Source organism: Rhodococcus sp. NPDC059234 (assembly GCF_042754225.1).
Taxonomy (GTDB): Bacteria; Actinomycetota; Actinomycetes; order Mycobacteriales; family Mycobacteriaceae; genus Rhodococcus_G.
Window position 1 is genome coordinate 1 of record NZ_JBHZAH010000024.1, and the last position, 19,635, is coordinate 19,635.

Genomic DNA, 19,635 nt, shown 5'->3' on the forward strand with positions numbered 1-19,635 from the left:
TTGCTCCTGCTGCGGCGGTGGGTACGGTGCAGTTCAAGGATGGCGATGTGAACATCGGTGGGCCGGTTGCTGTTTCGGGTGGTGTGGCGACGTTGGCGCACACGTTCGACACGGTGGCGTCGCATTCGATCACGGCGGCGTTCACGGCGGGTGCGGGGTTCCACGATTCGGTGTCGGCTGCGAAGTCGGTGGTGGTGTCGGCTCCGATCGTGGAGACGACGACGGAGTTGTCGGTGCCGGCGACGGCGTTGACGGGTGCGTCGGTTGATCTGACTGCGACGGTTGCTCCTGCTGCGGCGGTGGGTACGGTGCAGTTCAAGGATGGCGATGTGAACATCGGTGGGCCGGTTGCTGTTTCGGGTGGTGTGGCGACGTTGCCGCACACGTTCGACACGGTGGCGTCGCATTCGATCACGGCGGCGTTCACGGCGGGTGCGGGGTTCCACGATTCGGTGTCGGCTGCGAAGTCGGTCGTGGTGTCGGCTCCGGACGCGACCACGACGACGACGCTGGCGGTGCCGGCGACGGCCGTCACGGGCACGTCGGTGGACCTGACGGCGAACGTCGGGCCGGCGAACGCGGTGGGCACCGTGCAGTTCAAGGACGGTGCGAACAACATCGGCGGGGTCATTCCGGTCAGTGGTGGCGTCGCGACGTTGCCGCACACGTTCGACACGGTCGGTGCGCACAGCATTACTGCGGTCTTCACCGCGGGCCCGGGATTCGTCAGCTCGACGTCGGCGGCCTCGAACATCGACGTCACGGCTCCGATCGTGAACACCACGACGGAGTTGTCGGTGCCGGCGACGGCGTTGACGGGTGCGTCGGTTGATCTGACTGCGACGGTTGCTCCTGCTGCGGCGGTGGGTACGGTGCAGTTCAAGGATGGCGATGTGAACATCGGTGGGCCGGTTGCTGTTTCGGGTGGTGTGGCGACGTTGGCGCACACGTTCGACACGGTGGCGTCGCATTCGATCACGGCGGCGTTCACGGCGGGTGCGGGGTTCCACGATTCGGTGTCGGCTGCGAAGTCGGTGGTGGTGTCGGCTCCGTCGCCCAACGACGTGGTCACCACCACCACGCTCGACGCGATCGGCAGCGTCGCCAAGGGTGACACGGTGACGCTGAAGGCGACCACCACCCCGGCCAATGCCAACGGCACCGTGCAGTTCAAGATCGGCGGCGTCGCGATCGGTTCCCCGGTGGCCGTGGTCAACGGTGTTGCAACCCTCCCGCACACCTTCGACGCCGCGGGCACGTTCGCGGTCACGGCGGAGTTCCACGGTGCGGAAGGCTTCACCGACTCGGCCGCGGCCGTGCGGACGGTGACGGTCCCGGACGGTCCGGGTACCGGTGGTGGCACGGGCAGCGTCGGCAGCCTCGAGAACATCTTCGGGTCCTGATCCAGGTGACGCCGGGATAGGCAGGTAGTCCCGGATCACATGCAGAGTGCGTCGCCGGTCGAGTCTGGCGGCGCACTCTGCATTCCCGCAGTTCTCGGGAAGCGGATCGTGCGGGCGCTACACCCCTGCGGTGAGCGCGACCGTGAGCGGTACGGCGGTGAGGAAGCAGACCGCGGCGACGAACAGGGCGATGACCAACCCGCGGTGCCAGCCGCCGCGGGCGCCGCTGGCGGCGGTCACGAACAGGACGAATCCCACGCAGACCGAACCGATGGTGAGGAGCACGGGGGTGTCGACCATGCCTCGATTCTGCCCGCGACGCTCAGGCGGCCGGATTCGGGCGCCGTATTTGTCCATTGTTCGGCCGACGTTGGCTGCGAATCGGCGGTCCGCTGCGGTAACGTTTCTTCACCGTTTGTGCATCATTTCGACACATTTCGATGCGACCATCGACACCTGGTAGGTCGGACGAATTCGTAAGTACTTTGGGGGCCAGTCATGCGTGTGAAGAAGTTCTCGGCCATCGTCGCAGCGTGTGCCGCGGCCGCCGCCGGATTGTTCGTTTCCGGTGCCGTGGCGCAGGCCGCTCCGGCCGGGGATTGCCCGAGTCTGTACGTGGTGGCGGTGCCCGGTACCTGGGAGACGTCCAACAAGGCAGACAAGCAGCCGGGGCCGGGCATGCTGGCTCAGGTGACGGACCGCCTCGGCGGGGCGAACATCCGTTCCGACTACGTCACCTACGTTGCGACGGCCTTCCCCTGGGAGGGCGAGGTGTACGGGGCGTCGAAGAAGCAGGCGACGGACAACGCCCGCGGGATGCTCGAGGCGATGCAGCAGCGGTGTGCCGGCACCCGGTTCGCGATCATCGGTTACAGCCAGGGTGCGGACGCCGCGGGCGACCTCGCCGCCGAGATCGGCACCGGAACCAGCACCATCCGGCCCGAAAAGATTGCGGGCGTGGGCCTGCTGTCGGATCCGCGCCGCTCGGAGACCGACGCGCTGATCGGTCCGCGGGTGCCGGGCAACGGCGCGGGTGGACCGCGGCTCGGCGGATTCGGGTGGATCAGCGACCGAACCGTGACGTTCTGCGCCCCGGGCGACCTCTACTGCTCCACGGAGCGCACCGACTTCGTCACCCGTTTGGCGGGGGCGGCGGCCGTGAACTCCGATCCGGGTTCCTCGGACTCGACGAGCTACGTGCCGCAGGCCGGTGCCATCTGGAGCGACCTGCTCGGTGCGGGCGGCATCCCCGCCCTGCAGAACCAGCTGAGCGATCAGGCGAACGATCAGCGGATCGGGCAGCTCGAGCAGTTCTACGGCTCCGGGGTGCACCAGAGCTACTGGCACTACACGGTCGACGCCGCGGGGAACACCCCCGGCACCTGGCTGGCCGGCTGGCTTCGGGGCAAGGCCTGACGTCAGGCCGCGAGCGATTGGGAGAGCGAATGTCTGAGCTCAGGGTGGTCGCCACCATCGTCGCCGAGCCCGGATCGGAAGCGGCGGTGAGCGAGGGCCTGTCTGCCCTCGCCGCCGCCAGCCGTGCGGAGAAGGGTTGCGTCTCGTACGACCTGTACGAATCGTCCTCGGCGCCAGGAACCTTCGTCACCATCGAGGTGTGGACCGGTCAGGAGGCGCTGCAGGCGCACCTGGCCGCTCCGCACCTGCAGGCCGCGCTGGCGACGTTCGGCCCGCACCTGGCGGGCGCACCGGCGATTCATCCGCTGACGCCGGTGTCCTCGTAGCGGTCCGACCTCAGCGGTGACGGGCCAGCAGGTCCCGCACGTGCCCCGTCTCGTTGATCGACGCGGGCCGGGCGTTGCCGTTACGGGACACCAGGATCCGGGTCACCGACGCATAGTCGATCGGGAAGGTCAGCGGCCGGTCGAGGCCGAGCAGGTGCTGTAGGTACACGTTGACGACCCCGCCGTGCGCGATCACCGCCACGGTGTCCTCGTGCTCCGCGCTCGCGATCACCCGGTCGATCCCGTCGAGGACCCGGGATCGGAAGGCCGCCGCGTCCACGAAGTCGGGCAGGTGCCCGGCGAGGATTCGGGCGTAGGTGTCCGGCGCGATCTGCTTGGCCTCGTGGATCGGCACGTAGTGCGAGCGGCCGTAGTCGTACTCGGCCAGGTCGGGGTCGGCGGTGACGGTCAGCTCGAGCGCCGTCGCGAGCGGCGCCGCGGTCTCCCTGGCCCGGAGTTGCGGGCTGCTGACGATCGCCGAGATCGGGTACGGGGCCAGGGCCCCGGGCAACCTCGCCGCCTGGGCCCGACCCTCGGCGGTGAGGGCGGGGTCGGCGCCTGCGGGTGCGTCGGCGGTGAGAATGCGCTCCGGCAGAGCGTGGCGGATCAGCAGCAGTTGCACCGGTTCACCCTGTCATGCCCGCGATCAGGGCGGCGACGGCGGCGGGCCGGTCGATCATGGCGGTGTGCCGGGCGGGCCGCAGGACCTCGAAATGCGCACCGAGTTCCGTGGCGAGCCCGCGCTGCGTACGGAGCCACGCGCCCGACCACGGCCGGCCCGGGTCGGCGGCGACGACCAGGGTGTCGGGCAGGGGACCCTCGCCGCGGATCGGCACCATCTCGGCGGGCAGATCCGCGTAGGCGGCGTTCTCGATCAGCACCGCGCGCAGGTAGCTCGGCCGGGTGACGATCCGCTCCATCAGCGCGGCGGTCGCGGCGTCCGGCTCGGACTGGTGGGCGAGCCGGTGCACCGTCGGCCCGCACAGTCGTTGCAAGCCGAGTCCGGACACGAGCCCGGCGGTCGCCGCGGCCAGTCCGTACCGCCAGCGTGACGGCAGCGCAGGCTGTCGTGGTGGCTCCACACTCGCGTCGAGCAGCACCAGACCCGCGGCCCGGTCGCGGTGCAGCCTGGCGAAAGTCTCCGCGTACCAGCCGCCCATCGAGTGCCCGACGATCAGGACCGGGTCGACGACCCCGAGCGCATCGAGTAGCGCCGAGATCCGCGCGGCCTCGCCGCGCGCCGTCGGCGGCAGGCCGGTGGGGGCGCTGAGCCCGAACCCGGGCCGGTCGAACCGGATCACAGTGTGGTCGGGTTCGAGTGCCCGGGTGACCGCGTCCCAGTCGAACCAGTTGCCGGCGAGGCCGCCGCACAGGAGCACGGGTGGCCCGCCCCCGTCCACCACGACGTGCAGTTCGGACCCGTTGACCTGCAATGATCTTCCGGCCGGTTTCACGTGGAACCTCGACGCCACTCCCTCGCGGCGATCGCGGCCAGGTACACGATCCATCCGGTGACGGCGACGAGTTGCAGTCGTTGTGCGTAGCCGAGCAGCCACACTTCGTCGCCGCGGCCGTCCATGTCGATGGCGAACAGGGTCCACGCGTTGCCGATCATGTACACCACGACCACCGCCAGCCCGGACCATCGCGTCCACCGCGGCCAGCCGTAGCGGAAGGCGGCGATGATGAAGGCGAACACCGACACCGCGGCGGCGGTCGCGGCGATGGTGCTGGTCGAGGCGTGCAGGAAGCGGGACTCGTCGAGCAGGCCGGCCTGCTCCCGCGCGGCACAGGCCGCGCTGGCGTGGGCCGCGCAGTCCAGCGGCATACGCGAGTCCAGGATCGTCGAGACCGCGAAGACCCCCAGGCCGATCCAGCCGATCGTGGTCAGCAGTCGTCGCGGGCGCAGCCACACCGCCAGCACCGCCGCGACGGTGAGCACGATGCCGGTGAGCAGGTCGCCGGTGCGGTAGAACAGGCCCCACGGCTGGTCCAGCGCGGCGAGTTCGCTGGCGTAGGCCCGGGACTGGTCGAGGTGCGAGCTCAGGAACCATCCGAGCAGCCACGTCGAGTAGAGGATCGGGCCTAGGACGAGCAGGGCGACCAGCGCCGCCCGGCCCCGTCGTTGCGGATCCTCGGTGGCGACCGTGGACGCGGGAGTCATCTCGCCGATCACTGGCGCGGCTTCGCGAGCGGGAAGGCGAGGGTCTCGCGGATGCTGCCGCCGGTGATCAGCATGACCACGCGGTCCACCCCCATCCCGAGGCCACCGGTCGGGGGCATCGCGTGCTCGAGCGCCTGCAGGAAGTCCTCGTCCAATTCCATTGCCTCCTCGTCACCACCCGCGGCCAGCAGCGATTGCTCGGTCAGCCGGGCGCGCTGGTCGATCGGGTCGGTCAGTTCGCTGTACGCGGTGCCCAGCTCGATGCCCCACGCCACCAGGTCCCACTTTGCCGCAACTCCGGGAATGGTCGGATGCGGCCTGGTCAGCGGCGACATCGAGGTCGGGAAGTTGGTGTAGAAGGTGGGGAACTCGGTCTGTCCCTCGACCAGGTGCTCGTACATCTCCTGCGCCACCGCGCCGGCGTCCCAGCCCGCCTGGTGCGGGATCTCGTGCTTGTCGCAGAGCCGGCGCAGCTCCTCTATCGGGGTCTGCGCGGTGACCTCGACGCCCAGTTTCTCCGAGACGGCCCCGTGCATGGTCTTGACCGGCCACTGCCCGGAGATGTCGACCTCGACGAGCTTGCCGTCGGGATCCGGCCGCAGGATGATCTCGCGGCCGTGTGCCGCGACCGCGGCCGCCTGGATGAGCTCGCGGCAGAGCACCATCATCTGTTCGTAGTCGCTGTGCGCCTCGTAGGCCTCGAGGATCGTGAACTCGGGGTTGTGCTTGAAGTCGACGCCCTCGTTGCGGAAGACACGGCCGATCTCGAACACCCGCTCCATGCCAGCCACGCAGAGCCGCTTGAGGTACAGCTCCGGCGCGATCCGCAGGTACAGGTCGAGGTGGTAGGCGTTGATGTGGGTCAGGAACGGCGCCGCGTTGGCGCCGCCGTGCACCCGCTGCAGGATCGGCGTCTCCACCTCGAGGTACTGGCGCGCGGTCAGGCTGTCGCGCAGCGACTTGACCACGGCGCTGCGCGCGACGAGCAAGTCACGGGCGTCGGCGTTGATCGCGAGGTCCACGTACCGCTGGCGCACCCGGGTCTCCGGGTCGGACAGGCCCTTCCACTTGTCCGGCAGCGGGTGCAGGCACTTGCCGTTCATCCGCCACTCGACGGCGAGCAGGGACAGCTCACCCTTGCGGCTGCGGCCGATGGTGCCGCTCACCTCGATCAGGTCGCCGAGGTCGAAGTCGGAGGTGAACTCGTCGAGACGGTCCCCGACGGTGGTGCGGTCGAACAGCACCTGGAGGTCGCCCGACCAGTCCCGCACCACGGCGAACGCGACGCCGCCGTACGCGCGGATCCGCACGAGCCGGCCCGCGATGCGAACCTGGGTGCCCTCGGGCGAACCGGCGGCCGCGGCGACGGTGTGGGTCGGCGGACAGGCGACCGGGTAGCCGTCGATTCCGGCCTCGGTGAGCCGGGCAAGCTTGTCCATCCGCACCCGCACCTGCTCCGGCCGCCGGGGTCCGGCCGCCTCGGCGGCCTCGGTGATCGGGACGTCGGGAGCGCTGCCGTCCTCGTGCAGAAGCACCGCCGCGGCCACCGCGGCAGGCACGGCTTCGTACACGCCGGTGTGTTTGCTGACGTCGCGCCTGCGCAGCCGCGGCAGGGTGACGAATCCTTCCGCCACCGCCGAGGCCACCCCGACCTTCGGTAGCACGCGACTGTCCGAGAAGCACAGGTATCGCGGCGCCCACTCGGGCTGGTACTTCACGTTGGAGCGGTACAGCGCCTCGAGCTGCCACCACTTCGAGAAGAACACCAGCACCGAACGCCACACGCGCAGGACCGGTCCGGCGCCGATGCGGGCTCCCTCCTCGAACACGGCCCGGAAGACGGCGAAGTTCAGGGAGATCTTGGTGACGCCGAACTTGTCCGCGCCGGTCGCGAGGTCGGTGACCATCAGCTCGACCACTCCGTTGGGCGCCAACGGGTTTCGTCGCATCAGGTCGAGGGAGGCACCGGTCGTTCCCCACGGCACCAGGGACAGCATGCCCTGGACGCCGCCCTCCTCGTCGATCGCCTCGACCAGCAGGCAATCGCCGTCCGCGGGGTCGCCGAGCCGGCCGAGTGCCATCGAGAAGCCGCGCTCGGTCTCGGTGTCGCGCCACGCATCCGCACGGGTAATCGCCTGCGCCATCTCCTCCGGCGGGACGTCCCGGTGCCGTCGGATCCGGACCGAGATGCCGTGTTTGCGAACACGATTCACGGCCTGGCGGACCTGGCGCATCTCCCGGCCGTTCAGATTGAAGTCGCGGGTGTGCAGGATGGCCTCGTCGCCGAGCCCCAGAACGTTGAGCCCGGCCCGGTTGTAGGCGGTTGCGCCGAGCTCGCTGGCCCCCATCACGGCGGGCGTCCAGCCGTAGGTCGAGGCGAGGTCCATCCACGCGTCGACGGCGTGCGGCCACGCCTCCTCGTCGCCGATCGGGTCGCCGCTGGCCAGGCACACCCCGAGCTCCACGCGATAGGTGACGGCGGCCTTGCCGCTCGGCGCGAACACGACGGCCTTGTCGCGTCGGGTGGCGAAGTATCCGAGCGAGTCGTCGGCCCCGTAGCGGGCCAGCAGGCCGCGCAGGGCCGACTCGTCGTGACCGGTGAGTGCGTTCGACGAGCGCTGCGACCGGAACAGCGTGATGACCGCGGCGAGCAGCGCGAGGGCTCCGAAGAGGCCAAGCGCCGTGTTGACGAAACCGTGTGTGCGACCGTCGAACTGCTCGTTGCCGACCACCACGACACCGGCCACCCGGTTGACCGCCCAGAGCAGTCGCTGGCTCTGCGGCAGGGTGCCGGGGAACAGCTCGACCAGCGCCCAGCCGAGCAGGGTTCCGATGGCGAGCCCGGCGACGAGGACTCCGAGGGCCTTCCAGCCGGCACCGCGACGCACCCGCGTGTAGAACTGCGGGCGCGCGGCGACGAGCACGGCGACCATCGCCACGTGCACGACGAGGGCGCCGACCGCGTTGAGGTCGCGGTCGATCGCGACCTGCGCGACGTTCACGATGGAGAAGAGCGTCAGGTAGATCGTCAGCAACCACCAGGCGATCCGTTTGCGGCTGGCGAGAGCGGCGGCGAGCAGGGCGAGGACCAGGGCCCAGGCGAAGCTGGTGTCCGGCGCGTCGAGGTAGTACGCGTCGAGGTACTCGCGCGGCACCCGGGTCAGGAAACGCAGCACCGGCGACAGGCTCCACAGGAAAACCAGGATCGAGACGATCCCGACCACGAGCCCCGCGATGTGCGGCACCTGGCTGAGGCGACCGTTCGGCGGCTTGCCGAGAGCGCGGACCGGTGGCCGGGCCGGACCCCCGGGAAGTTTGCTGGTCGTGGTCGGCGTCATGTACCCAGTGTGAAGGGTTCCGGGTGGGGGTGGGGGAGGATGGGGGTATGCCAGCGCCCGAAGACGTCCCGATCCGCGACGAGTCCATCCGGCTCGGTCAGTTCCTGAAACTGGCCAACCTGATCGATTCCGGCGCGGAGGCCAAGGGTGTCATCGCGGACGGTCTGGTCAGCGTCAACGGCGAGCCGGAGGTGCGCCGCGGCCGACAGCTGCGGGAGGGCGACGTCGTGGAGATCGGCGGCATGAGCGCCCGGGTCGCGCGGGAGTAGCTACCCCGTTGCCGTGCCGGGCGGACGCTGGCCCGGCGAGTTGTCCTCGGCTCTGTTGCCGGGGAGACGGGAGTGCTTGACTGATAGGGCTAGCCGCGTCTTTCCGAAGGGCGGGTAAGCCATGTGGTCGAAACAGAGTGCGCGGGTGCTCGTCGCGGTCGCCGCGGTGGTGCTGTTCGGCGTCGGCAACGCGGCTCGAGCGGCCCCCGCCGACGGCCCCGGAACGCAGGTTGCCGGCAGTCCCGTCGCAGTCGCGAACGTCTCCACGCACCAGTTCACCGTCGACCTCGGCGGCGAGGTCAGGACGATGCCGGCGTCGATGGGCAAGCCCGGACACGAGACGCCGCTCGGGACCTTCCAGGTTCTCGAGAAGTTCCGCAGCATGGTGATGGACTCGTCGACCTACGGCGTTCCCGTCGACTCTCCGGAGGGCTATCGCCTCGACGTCGAGTACGCGGTGCGCATCACGTGGGGTGGCATCTTCGTCCATTCCGCGCCGTGGTCGGTCGAGCAGCAGGGCTACGAGAACGTCAGTCACGGGTGCATCAACCTGAGCCCCGCGAACGCCGAGTGGTTCTTCGACCACGTCAGCGTCGGTGACCTGGTCACCGTGGTGGACTGAACCGGTCCGCCGCCGGTGAGAGTGCAGCGGTGTCCCGCTGCACTCTCGAGCGTCAGTCCTCGGCGCGGACGACGACGCCGTCGTGGTCGCTGTAGACCATCTCGCCGGGGTTGAAGGTGATGCCGCCGAAGGAGACCGGCACGTTCTTCTCGCCGGAGCCGGTCTGCGTGCTCTTGCGGGGGTTGGTGCCCAGAGCCTTGATGCCGATGTCGAGGGTTCGCAGGATCGCCGAGTCGCGAACGGCGCCGTTGACGATCACGCCCGCCCAGCCGTTGGCGACGCCCTTGCCGCCGATGATGTCGCCGACCAGCGCGGTGTGGACGCTCGCGTCGCCGTCGACGACCAGGACCCCGCCGTTGCCGGGCTCGCCGAGGGTCTGCTTGACGAGCAGGTTGTCCTGGAAGCACTTGATGGTGGTGATACGGCCGGAAAACACTGCGTTGCCACCGAACTGGATGAACTGGGTGTCACAGCTGCGGATGTCGGGGCCGATCTCGTCGGCCAGATCGGCGGTGGCTACCTGCTCGCTCATGTGTCTTCCCTTCGTCTACGGACGGGCAACAGCCTAGCTAGCCGCGACCGTGCCGCTGCTCGTAGTCCTCGCGGGTGCGCTCGACCCGGCGCTGCGCCTTCGCGTTGAGAAGTTCCGGGTCGAGGCCGTGTGCGAGCAGGCGATGCCGGCGATAGATGTTCATCAGCGCGATCGCGAAGTACAGCACCGGGAACAGCAGCAGCGCCATCATCGCCAGCGGGATCCAGCGCTCGCCCGGGATCAGCAGGTAGAACGCCAGGAACAGCGGGATCAGGGGAACCGTGAACCGGACCACGTAGCGCACCGAGGCGCCCCGGCCCACCAGGTCGTTGCGTACCCAGTCCTGCATGGAGTCGGGCAGGGTCCGGCCGAACAGGTAGCCGAGGTACTGGCCGAAGCTGGGTTTGCGCTGGTCGGGCATGCCTCAAGGGTAGGGCTGCCGAGCCGTCGGACACCCGTCGGCCCCGACGGTGCGCGGGGCCGACGAGCGTGCGGGGAGTCCGGGGTCAGCCGTGCCGGGCCGCGTTGGCGACGATCACGTCGTGCAGGTACTGCGCGAGGCCGGCCGCGACGTCGTCGTAGTGCTGCCGGAACCGCTCGTCGGCGACGTACATCTCCGCGAGACACACCTGCATGTCGTAGCCGCAGTCGTAATGCCTGCGAATGCTCTCGAGGTGCCGGTCGGCCAGCGCCGCCGCCCGGTCCGAGTCCGCCGCCACGCCCTCGGCCAGGGCCGCCGCGAGGTCGAGGTTCAGCTGGTCGGCCTCGGCCTTGACGGCCTTCCAGTCGTCCTTGCTGAACGTCGCCGAGCGCGCCTGGGACTGCTTCCAGGCATCGGTGTTGCCCCAGCGCTGCTCGGCCTCGGCCGCGTACTCCTCGCCGAGCCAGTCGTCCCCGAAGATCTCGCGCTGTTCCTCGGGGGTCAGCTGAATACCCATCTGTTTCGCCTCCATCATCTTCTCCACGGCCGCGGCCATCTGATGCAAGCGATCGATCCGCTGCGCCAACAACTCGCGCTGCCGTCGCAGATGCGCCAACGCGTCCGCGGACGGATCGTCGAGGAGGGTCGCGATCTCCTCGAGGGGGAAGCCGAGTTCCCGGTAGGTCAGCACCCGGTGCAGGCGCTCGACGTCCGGCGCCGAGTAGCTGCGGTAGCCGGACGGCGTGCGACCCGACGGGGTGACCAACCCGATCTCGTCGTAGTGGTGCAGCGTCCGCACGCTCACCCCGACGAGCCGGGCCACCTCGCCGACGGTCAGCCGGGACTCCCTGTTCTCGCTCACACCAACCACCGTGCAGCCTCCCGCCACGTGAGGGTCAAGTCCGCACCCATCGTGCCGCTCGCAGCGGTCCGCCGCCCGTCATCGGGCGCGGTGGTGCTGGAAGGAGGCCGCGACGCGGCCGGCCGCGCGCACTACCCGCGGGTCCATTTCCCCGGCCTAGTTCGCGTTTCGGGACTGCCGGCGTTGATGCGCGTTCGCCATGGTCACCGCGGCCCGCAGGATCTGCGGCGCCCGGCGGGCCGTGCGGAGCACGGTGCGGTCGATCATGGTCAGGCTCGGCGCCTTTCGGGGGAGGGGCGTCTGCTCCGGCTCGGTGTCGGCCAATGCGTACAGCGGCCAGTGGCCCGGGACGCCCTTGAGGGGGCGCTCACCGCGGGCGACGAAGCCGAGCCCGGACCCGACGACCAGGTCGCGCACGGTCCGAGACACGAGCACCTCGCCGGGTCCGGCCGTGGCCCCGATGCGTGCGCCGATGTGCACGGTCATGCCCGTCAGTTCCGACCCGGTACGTTCCACCTCGCCCGCGTGCACCCCTGCCCGCACGTCGAGCCCGAGGGTGGCTGCGTCGTGGCATATCCGCGCGGCGCAGCGCACCGCCGCCGCCGGGCCGTCGAAGACGCTGAAGGTGCCGTCCCCGGTCACGTTCACCAGCCGGCCCCCGGCGCGCTCGACCTCGTCGCGAACCTGGCGTTCGTGAGTGGCGCGCAGGTCGCGATAGGCGACGTCGCCGATCTGGGCGAGCCGCTCGGTGGAGCCGACGACGTCGGTGAACAGGACCGACGCGAGGAACCGATCGGCGTCGACGGGCCGACTGACACCAGTGGCGAGCACCTCGATGTGGTCGACGATCGGCACCCACGCCTCGCCGAGCGAGGAGCCGGGCTGGGCGGTGGGCAACGTGTGCAGCGTCGCGTGCGGGATCGTGTCCGCGACGTACCGGGAGACCTCCTCGGGCACCGGGCTCGCCGCGAAATGCAGGACTCGGGTCGTGCACTGGATCGAGGGGAGCGCGTCGGACCAGTCGATCCGGAACAGCCACTCGAGGTGGGCGCGGGCGGTCGCGGGGGTGGCGGAGCAGCGCTCGAGCATCGCCATCAGCCGCCGATTGAACGGTGAATCCTCGGTGGGATCCCACATGGACATGAGCTGGCCCGAACCCCAGTTCTCGTAGACGGCCCGCCAGCCGTCGACGAAGCGATCGCGGGACGCGCGGTCCCAGCCGTGCGGAAGGTCGGGGCCCTCGCGGAGCACGCCCTCGACGAACGGCTGCTGCAGCACCAGGCCGGTGACGCGGTCCGGTGCGCGGGCCGCGATCAGCGCGAGCGGACCGCAGGTACTGCCGATGCCGACCATCGTGGCCGCGCGCATGCCGACCTCGTCCATCACCGCGAGGACGTCGTCGGCCTGCTGCTCCAGGGTGGGGATGTGGTCGACCGGGTCGGACAGGCCGAGGCCGCGCCGCTGGAAGTACACGGTCCGAGCGAACGTGGACATCCGCTCGAAGAGGTAGTGGATGTGCGGGTCGGTCCACATGAGGTCGGGGTGGAGGCCGATCTCGAGGAACAGGACCACGTCGACGCCGCCCTCGCCCACCACCTGGTATGCGAGCGCGTGCCCGTCACGCTCGACGTACCTGGTCCCCGGCGGGTCCATGGCTCCAGGCTAGTCGCGGTGCCGCGTCGCACAGGCGTGACCGGGGCGGCGGCACACATCTTTTCGCGACCGCACACAGGTATTGCGGGCGCAGCAGGGGTGTGCCGTTGTCCGAAGGTGTGTGATCGCCGATCCGCCGGTCCCGGCTCTCGCCCATCCTCTGTGACCGCGACCACGGACGCGGTAGGTTGTCTGTAACCACGAAAACTACTAACCAGTAGGGGTAAGAAATGCCTGCTCCGTCCGCCTCGACCTTCGCACGGCTCGCCGAACTGATCGCCATCCCCGACGCGGCGAACCGGCCGACGCGCCCCGTCGTCGAGGCCTTCACCGGGCGGGAGTTGGCCACCGTCCCCGTCGGTACCGCCGCCGACGCGAAGGCCGCCATCGAGCGCGCCCGCGTCGCCCAGCGCGAGTGGGCCCGGCGCTCGCCCGCCGACCGCGCCGCCATCTTCCACCGCTACCGCGACCTGGTGCTCGAGAACCGCGACGCGCTGATGGACATGGCCCAGGCCGAGACCGGTAAGTCCCGCGCCTCCGCGCTCGAGGAGGTGCTCGACATCTCGATGACCTCCCGGTTCTACGCGAAGCTGGCCCCCAAGGCGCTCAAGCCCAAGCGGGTGCAGGGCATGCTCCCCGGCCTCACCAAGACCGTGGTCCGGCACCACCCGAAGGGCGTCGTCGGCGTCATCTCGCCGTGGAACTACCCGATGACCCTCGCCGTCTCCGACGCCATCGCCGCGCTGCTCGCCGGCAACGCCGTGGTGATCAAGCCGGACAGCCAGACCCCCTACTGCGCGCTGGCCTGTGTCGAGCTGCTGTACCAGGCGGGACTGCCGCGCGAGCTGTTCGCAGTGGTCCCCGGTCAGGGTTCGGTCGTCGGCACCGCGATCGTCGAGAACACCGAGTACCTGATGTTCACCGGCTCGACCGCGACCGGGCAGCTGCTCGCCGAGCAGGCAGGCCGCCGCCTGATCGGCTTCTCCGCCGAGCTCGGCGGCAAGAACCCGATGATCGTGACCAAGGGCGCGAACCTGCGCGAGGTTGCCGACGCCGCGGTGCGGGCCTGCTTCTCCAACTCGGGCCAGCTGTGTATCTCCATCGAGCGGATCTACGTCGAGCAGCCGGTGGCCGCGGAGTTCACCCGGATCTTCGGTGAGCGGGTCAAGAAGATCACCCTCGCGCCGGGCTACGAGTTCGGCGTCGAAATGGGCAGCCTCGTCTCCGAGGCGCAGGTCAAGACCGTCTCCGGGCACGTCGACGACGCCGTGGTCAAGGGCGCGACCGTCGTCGCCGGCGGCAAGGCCCGCCCCGACCTCGGCCCGCTGTTCTACGAGCCGACCGTGCTCACCGGCGTCACCGAAGAGATGGAGTGCGCGCGCAACGAGACGTTCGGTCCCCTGGTGTCGATCTACCCGGTCGCCGACGTCGACGAGGCCGTCGCCAAGGCCAACGACACCGAGTACGGCCTCAACGCCAGTGTCTGGGCGGGCAGCAAGGCCGAGGGCGAGGCCATCGCCGCTCGAGTGCAGGCCGGCACGGTCAACGTGGACGAGGGCTACGGTCCGGCCTGGGGCAGCACCGCCGCGCCGATGGGCGGCATGGGTGTCTCGGGCGTGGGTCGCCGGCACGGCGTCGACGGGCTGCTCAAGTACACCGAGTCGCAGACGATCGCGACCACCCGCCTGCTGAACCTCGGCGGGCCGAAGGGCATGCCGCCGAAGGTGTGGGCGAAGCTGTTGGCCCCGTTCATCAAGACCATGCAGTACCTGCCGGGTCGCTGACCGGTGGACACCGCGAGCGTCCACGTCGAGGCGCCGCCGGAGAGGGTGTGGGACGTGGTCACCGACATCGCCGGCTACCGGCGGTTCAGTCCGGAGAACACCGGCGGTCGGTGGACCGGAGGTGAACCGGGGACGGCCGGTGCCACCTTCACCGGTAGCAACCGGCACGGCCCGGTGCGCTGGACCACTCACTGCACCGTCGTCGATGCCGTTGCCGGACAGAGGTTCTCGTTCGAAGTCGACGAACCGAAGGCGCGCTGGACGTACCTGCTCGAACCGTCCGACACCGGCACCAGGCTCACCGAGACTCGCGAGATCTACGGGACACCGGCCTGGTACGTGCGCCTCGTGCAGCGGTCGAAGCTGATCGGCAGGGACCGCGACCATCTGATGCAGTCGGGCATGCACACGACGCTGGAGAAGATGAAGCGGTACCTGGAGGCCTGACCCCCGGCGGGCGGGATCAATCGAAGGATTGAACTCCGCCCGCCGTCAGTGAGTCGCGCTGCGGTGTCGGCGAATTCCTGGTGGACTCGAGGCGTCGCGCCGAAATTGCGTTCGGCGCCGCGATTCCATCAGGGAGGACCAAATGTCGACCGAGTCGAGCGAGATCGACGCCGAGCCGAGGGCGGACCGCCGCGCCTGGATCGGCCTCGGTGTGCTCGCGGCGGGCCTGTCGATGATCGTCATCGACGGCACCATCGTCGGTGTCGCGCTGCCCGTCATCATCACCGACCTGAACCTCGATCTGACCGACGCGCAGTGGGTCAACAGCGTCTACTCGGTGGTGTTCGCGGCGCTGCTGCTGACCGCGGGCCGGCTCGGTGACCGGCTCGGCCGGCGCCGGATGTTCATCCTCGGCGTCCTGGTGTTCCTGACCGGCAGCCTGTTCGCCGCGATGGCGACCAGTGCGACCTCGCTGATCGTGGCGCGGGTGGTGCAGGGCGTCGGCGGCGCGTTCGTGCTGCCGACCACCCTCTCCAGCGTGAACGCCACCTTCCGCGGGAAGGACCGGATCGTTGCGTTCGCGGTCTGGGGCGCGGTCATCTCCGGCATGGCGGCCGTCGGCCCGCTGCTCGGCGGCTGGCTGACCACCTACTTCAGCTGGCCGTGGATCTTCCTGGTGAACATCCCGATCGGGCTCGCCGTGGTCGTGGGTGCGCTGTTCGCGGTCCGGGAGACCAAGGCCACCATCACCGAGCCCGGCCTCGACGTCGACGGTCTGCTGCTCAGCGTGATCGGGTTCGGTGGCGTCATCTTCGCGCTCATCGAGGGCCAGAGCCTCGGCTGGTGGAAGCCGATCGCCGAGTTCAGCGTGTTCGGATTCGACTGGCCGGCCGACGCTCCGGTGTCGGTGGTCCCGGTCGTCGGTGCGATCGGGCTGGTGTGCCTGGTGCTGTTCGTGGTGTGGGAACGGCACCGGGCCCGAGGCAGCCACCGGTCCGCGCTCCTCGATCTGAGCCTGTTCTCGGTGCCGACCTTCACCTGGGGCAACCTCACCGCCCTGGCGGTCGCGATCGGAGAGTTCGGCCTGCTGCTGGTGCTGCCGCTGTTCCTGGTCAACGCGCTCGGCCTGTCGACCATGGGCGCGGGCCTGGTGCTGGCGGCGATGGCGTTGGGCGCCTTCGGATCCGGCGCCGCCGCACGGCACATCGCCGGGGCGATCGGGGCGCCGCGAACGGTGATCCTCGGCCTGGCGCTCGAGGCCGTGGGCGTGGTCGTGGTGGCGCTGTTCATCTCCTCCACGGTGTCCCCGTGGCTGCTCGCCGTGCTGCTCGCCGTGTACGGCGCGGGACTCGGTCTGGCGTCGGCGCAGTTGACCGGGACGGTGTTGGCGGACATCCCCACCGAGAAGTCGGGCCAGGGCTCGGCGACGCAGAGCACCGTGCGGCAGCTCGGCGCCGCGCTCGGCTCGGCGATCCTGGGCGCGGTGCTCTCGGTCGCGTTGGCGCACAACCTGACCGATCGCCTCGAGCCGGTCACCGCGGTGCCGCCGCCGGTGCAGGAGCAGCTGGTGACCGCCACCCGCGACTCGGCCGGTGGCACCATCTCCGGTCTGCGCGAGCAGGGCGACGAGGGCAAGCTCGGGCCGGCCGGCCCGGAGGTGACCACCGCGCTGTCCGAGGGCTTCGGCGACGCCACCCGCACCTCGCTGTTCGTCGCTGCCGGGTTCCTGGCGCTGGGCCTCGCCAGCTCGGTGGCCCTGAGCGCGCGGACCCGCCGAAGGTAGCCGATCGGCCGGCGGCTGCTCAGTTCCCCTCCCGCGCGCGGTCGAACGCCGCGACCACCCGCTTGGGGGCGGTCAGCCGCCACGCCTCCTCGACGAGTTCGGCCAGCAGGTCGGGGTCCACCATGTCCAGCACCACGTCGACCCAGCCCCACCGCCCGAAGAACGGTGCCACCCGGAAGACGTCGGCGTTCTCGTCGATCAGCCCGGCCTGGTCCGCGAGGGTGGCCTTGAGGCAGACCGTCGGCGCCCCGTGTCCGAGGAGTCCGAACATCTTGTTGCGCACCCGGAAGGTGGGCTGGTCGCCCCAATTCGCGACCACCACCTCTTCGACCTCGGGTAGGGCCAACATCAGCTCGCGCGCGAACTTCTCCGAAGGCATGTGCTCTTTATAGCGCTTCGCGCCGGTGCGCGACCGGTAGCCGGGTGGGGTGAAATCGCGCCCGGGCGCGCAGCGCTACGCGGTGGTCGCCAGCGCCGCCGCGAGGCCGAACGCGACCGCCATCGCGACCACCTCGACCACCGCGCGGCGCAGGGAGTCGTCCGCCGTCACGCGGTGCGCGCCCGCGGCGGGCACCCAGTTGCGGCGCCACCACCAGCCGAGCGCACCCAGCCCGATCAGCGCGGCGACCTTGGCGAGCAGGATCCGGCCGTATCCGGTGAGGACCAGCGCCTCGACGTCGCCGAGTTTGACGGCCGCGTCGACCACCCCGGTCACGGCGAGCGCCGCCACGCAACGCCACGCCAGGTCCGAGTAGCGCGGTAGCAGCACGGCCCAGGCGCCCCGGGCCCGCAGCAGCAGCGCCATCGCGGCCAGCGGGCCCAGCCACAGCGCCGCGGCCAGCACGTGCGCGGCGACCAACACCGACCCGAGCGCCTGCGCGGACATGTGGCCCGTGACGGGCCGGGCGAGCAGCGCGACCGTCGCGAGCACCGCGACCGGGGTCAGCGGCCACGCCGCATCGCGCCGGAACGCCACCGCGGCGACCACCGTGACCGCGGCGGTGCAGCCGACCACCGCGGCGCCGATCTGGCCGGCGCTGATCTGCCCGACGAACCGGCCGAACGTCGTCGACGACAACGCGGACGCGCCGACCTCGCTGGTCTCGGCGGCCGCCGCGACCAGCAGCGCCGCCTCGGCGATCGTCCAGGCGCCGGCCAGCGCCGCCAGGGGGCGCCACAGCGACGAACGGTCGACCACCGGTCGGCGCTGCGAGCGCTGCAGCCACGTGAGCACGGTCACCCCGAGCACCGTCGCACCGAGGCAGTCCGAGAGCACCCGGATCAGGCTCGACGCCTCCGGGCCGTCCGGTGTGGCCAACAGCCACGCGAGCCCCACCCCGGCGAGCCCGGCCGGTGCGGCGAGCAGCAGCAGGCCCGGCGAGGTCCGGCGGACCGTGCCGCTCACCGTCGTCAGCCCTTGTCGCGCGGCCGGCGCAGCGCGAACGCCAGCCCGCCGCCGAACACCACGACCGCTCCCGCGATGAACGGCCACAGCGGCACGCCGCCGGACCCCTCGCCGCCGGAGGTGCTCGACCCGCCCGCCTTGGCGCCGGGTGTGCCGGTGCCCGCGGCGGTCAGGGTGAAGGTCCGGGTGCCGCTGACCGGGTGCCCGTCCGCGGAGGTGACCCGGAAGGCGATCGTGTACTCGCCGGTGGGGCCGAGGTCGCCGACCGGGACGCTGATCGTCTGCCCCTGCACCGTCGGGTCGCCCTTCGACCACAGGTTCCCGTCCGGTCCGACCACCGTCATGGTGGCGAAGCTGGACTGCAGCGGCTCGTTGAACGTGACCGACGCCTGCGCCGGGCCGGTCGCCACGGAGGCGCCGTTGTCGGGAACCGACCCGGTCACCACCGAGTGCGCGCCGGCGACGCCGCCACCGACCAGCGCGGCCAGGACCGCGAGCACTGCGGCGGCGAGCAGCCGCAACCGCGCGCTCACGAGCGCCGGCTTCGGACGGTCGCGCCGATGCCAAGGGCCGCGCCGAGGGCGCCGAGCACCAGGCCGATGCCGCCGAGCCAGCGGGCGGTGGTGTCCGTGGCATCGCCCGAGTCGCTGTCCGAGGCCTCGGCATCGTGCGCCGCCCCGTGTGCGTCGCCGGTCTCGCCCGCGGCGGTCAGGGTCAGGCTGGGCGCGGGCTTGTCGGGTTCGCTGCCGTCGGCGGCCGGCTGCTGGTTCCAGTCGACGACCTGGCCGTCGCTGTAGGTCTGGACCGCGGGGAACGAGACCTCGTCCTGCTTGGGGAGCGGTCCGGCGGAGAGCGCGAACTGCTGGAACTGGCCGGGACCGACGGCGACTCCGGGGTCGGCGGTCCAGGTCACGGCGGTGGCCTCGCCGGAGGCGGGGTCCTTGGTCACCTGTGCGGTCCAGCCCGGGATCGGCTCGGTGCGCGCCGACTTCAGGTTGGGCAGTGTCACCGTCAGCTTGGTGGTGCCGGCGGTCTCGGACTCGGTGGGCACCTTGAAGGTGAGGACGGTGTAGCCGCCCTGCGCGGCGCCGGGCGCGCCGACGGTCACGTGTGCGGAGGCGACGCCGGTGCCGAGCAGCAGGACGCCGCCGGTCGCGCCGACCGTGATCAGGGCACGCGAAAGGGAGGTCTTCATGTGTGGTTGTCGTTT

General features: G+C 70.6%; 20 protein-coding genes and 1 pseudogene. 8 read left to right on the plus strand and 13 right to left on the minus strand.

Features of this window, described 5'->3' with window-relative positions; translation table 11 throughout:
• The first annotated feature begins 47 nt into the window (after nt 1-47).
• Entirely contained in the window at nt 48-1,403 is a 1,356-nt protein-coding gene (locus ACFXGJ_RS07830; RefSeq protein ID WP_378617837.1) for an Ig-like domain-containing protein, read from the plus strand.
• A 117-nt stretch (nt 1,404-1,520) separates the two neighbouring features.
• Here ACFXGJ_RS07830 and ACFXGJ_RS07835 read toward each other — a convergent pair whose 3' ends face one another.
• Nucleotides 1,521-1,703, minus strand: a complete 183-nt coding sequence (locus ACFXGJ_RS07835) for a hypothetical protein (protein ID WP_378617785.1) — start codon at nt 1,701-1,703, stop codon at nt 1,521-1,523.
• 198 nt (nt 1,704-1,901) lie between these two features.
• Between ACFXGJ_RS07835 and ACFXGJ_RS07840 the strand changes: the two genes are divergently transcribed.
• Both ACFXGJ_RS07840 and ACFXGJ_RS07845 read left to right on the plus strand, forming a co-directional pair.
• A complete protein-coding gene (locus tag ACFXGJ_RS07840) occupies nt 1,902-2,819 on the plus strand; it encodes a cutinase family protein (protein ID WP_378617786.1) in 918 nt (305 codons plus the stop codon).
• A gap of 29 nt (nt 2,820-2,848) precedes the next feature.
• Nucleotides 2,849-3,145, plus strand: coding sequence for a putative quinol monooxygenase (locus tag ACFXGJ_RS07845; RefSeq protein ID WP_378617787.1), 297 nt, complete (start codon nt 2,849-2,851; stop codon nt 3,143-3,145).
• A 10-nt stretch (nt 3,146-3,155) separates the two neighbouring features.
• Here the strand turns inward: ACFXGJ_RS07845 and ACFXGJ_RS07850 are convergent, their stop codons facing one another.
• From ACFXGJ_RS07850 to lysX, 4 genes are read right to left on the minus strand one after another with little or no spacing between them, the layout of a single operon-like run.
• Complete coding sequence (locus tag ACFXGJ_RS07850; RefSeq protein ID WP_378617788.1) at nt 3,156-3,767, minus strand: histidine phosphatase family protein; 612 nt, start codon at nt 3,765-3,767, stop codon at nt 3,156-3,158.
• A 4-nt stretch (nt 3,768-3,771) separates the two neighbouring features.
• Complete coding sequence (locus ACFXGJ_RS07855) at nt 3,772-4,599, minus strand: alpha/beta fold hydrolase (RefSeq protein WP_378617789.1); 828 nt, start codon at nt 4,597-4,599, stop codon at nt 3,772-3,774.
• Nucleotides 4,596-5,309, minus strand: coding sequence for a DUF998 domain-containing protein (locus ACFXGJ_RS07860; protein WP_378617790.1), 714 nt, complete (start codon nt 5,307-5,309; stop codon nt 4,596-4,598). Before ACFXGJ_RS07860 ends, ACFXGJ_RS07855 begins: the two co-directional genes overlap by 4 nt.
• An 8-nt stretch (nt 5,310-5,317) precedes the next feature.
• Nucleotides 5,318-8,647 (minus strand): bifunctional lysylphosphatidylglycerol synthetase/lysine--tRNA ligase LysX, encoded by a 3,330-nt coding sequence (gene lysX / locus ACFXGJ_RS07865; RefSeq protein ID WP_378617791.1) that lies wholly within the window; start codon nt 8,645-8,647, stop codon nt 5,318-5,320.
• Between the two features lie 47 nt (nt 8,648-8,694).
• Here lysX and ACFXGJ_RS07870 point away from each other — a divergent pair, with 47 nt between their 5' ends.
• Both ACFXGJ_RS07870 and ACFXGJ_RS07875 read left to right on the plus strand, forming a co-directional pair.
• Complete coding sequence (locus tag ACFXGJ_RS07870) at nt 8,695-8,916, plus strand: RNA-binding S4 domain-containing protein (RefSeq protein WP_378420763.1); 222 nt, start codon at nt 8,695-8,697, stop codon at nt 8,914-8,916.
• 226 nt (nt 8,917-9,142) lie between these two features.
• Nucleotides 9,143-9,538 (plus strand): annotated as a pseudogene (locus ACFXGJ_RS07875) (L,D-transpeptidase); the annotation flags it as partial.
• A gap of 52 nt (nt 9,539-9,590) precedes the next feature.
• On the opposite strand, the gene rraA reads toward ACFXGJ_RS07875, so the two are convergent.
• The 4 genes from rraA to ACFXGJ_RS07895 form a co-directional block, all read right to left on the minus strand.
• On the minus strand, nt 9,591-10,070 hold the full coding sequence (rraA, locus tag ACFXGJ_RS07880) for a ribonuclease E activity regulator RraA (RefSeq protein WP_378617792.1): 480 nt from the start codon (nt 10,068-10,070) through the stop codon (nt 9,591-9,593).
• A 37-nt stretch (nt 10,071-10,107) separates the two neighbouring features.
• Nucleotides 10,108-10,491, minus strand: a complete 384-nt coding sequence (locus ACFXGJ_RS07885) for a DUF5313 family protein (RefSeq protein WP_378617793.1) — start codon at nt 10,489-10,491, stop codon at nt 10,108-10,110.
• 85 nt (nt 10,492-10,576) lie between these two features.
• Complete coding sequence (locus ACFXGJ_RS07890) at nt 10,577-11,353, minus strand: MerR family transcriptional regulator (protein WP_378617794.1); 777 nt, start codon at nt 11,351-11,353, stop codon at nt 10,577-10,579.
• A 156-nt stretch (nt 11,354-11,509) separates the two neighbouring features.
• Nucleotides 11,510-13,006: an adenylate/guanylate cyclase domain-containing protein gene (locus ACFXGJ_RS07895; RefSeq protein ID WP_378617795.1), complete on the minus strand. Its 1,497-nt coding sequence runs from the start codon at nt 13,004-13,006 to the stop codon at nt 11,510-11,512.
• Between the two features lie 230 nt (nt 13,007-13,236).
• On the opposite strand from ACFXGJ_RS07895, the gene ACFXGJ_RS07900 reads away from it, so the two are divergent.
• The 3 genes from ACFXGJ_RS07900 (at nt 13,237) to ACFXGJ_RS07910 (ending at nt 17,020) form a co-directional block, all read left to right on the plus strand.
• Nucleotides 13,237-14,790, plus strand: coding sequence for a succinic semialdehyde dehydrogenase (locus ACFXGJ_RS07900; protein ID WP_378617796.1), 1,554 nt, complete (start codon nt 13,237-13,239; stop codon nt 14,788-14,790).
• Between the two features lie 3 nt (nt 14,791-14,793).
• Nucleotides 14,794-15,237 (plus strand): SRPBCC family protein, encoded by a 444-nt coding sequence (locus tag ACFXGJ_RS07905; protein WP_378617797.1) that lies wholly within the window; start codon nt 14,794-14,796, stop codon nt 15,235-15,237.
• Nucleotides 15,238-15,379: 142 nt separating this feature from the next.
• Nucleotides 15,380-17,020, plus strand: a complete 1,641-nt coding sequence (locus tag ACFXGJ_RS07910) for a DHA2 family efflux MFS transporter permease subunit (RefSeq protein WP_378617798.1) — start codon at nt 15,380-15,382, stop codon at nt 17,018-17,020.
• A gap of 19 nt (nt 17,021-17,039) precedes the next feature.
• Here the strand turns inward: ACFXGJ_RS07910 and ACFXGJ_RS07915 are convergent, their stop codons facing one another.
• From ACFXGJ_RS07915 to ACFXGJ_RS07930, 4 genes are all read right to left on the minus strand, one after another.
• Complete coding sequence (locus ACFXGJ_RS07915) at nt 17,040-17,399, minus strand: MmcQ/YjbR family DNA-binding protein (protein ID WP_378617799.1); 360 nt, start codon at nt 17,397-17,399, stop codon at nt 17,040-17,042.
• Between the two features lie 75 nt (nt 17,400-17,474).
• On the minus strand, nt 17,475-18,425 hold the full coding sequence (locus tag ACFXGJ_RS07920) for a CopD family protein (protein WP_378617800.1): 951 nt from the start codon (nt 18,423-18,425) through the stop codon (nt 17,475-17,477).
• Between the two features lie 5 nt (nt 18,426-18,430).
• The gene (locus ACFXGJ_RS07925) at nt 18,431-18,958 is read right to left on the minus strand and encodes a copper resistance protein CopC (RefSeq protein WP_378617801.1); all 528 of its coding nucleotides are present in this window, start codon (nt 18,956-18,958) and stop codon (nt 18,431-18,433) included.
• Nucleotides 18,955-19,620, minus strand: coding sequence for a YcnI family protein (locus tag ACFXGJ_RS07930; protein WP_378617802.1), 666 nt, complete (start codon nt 19,618-19,620; stop codon nt 18,955-18,957). The genes ACFXGJ_RS07925 and ACFXGJ_RS07930 overlap by 4 nt, the downstream gene beginning before the upstream one ends.
• Nucleotides 19,621-19,635 lie beyond the last annotated feature (15 nt).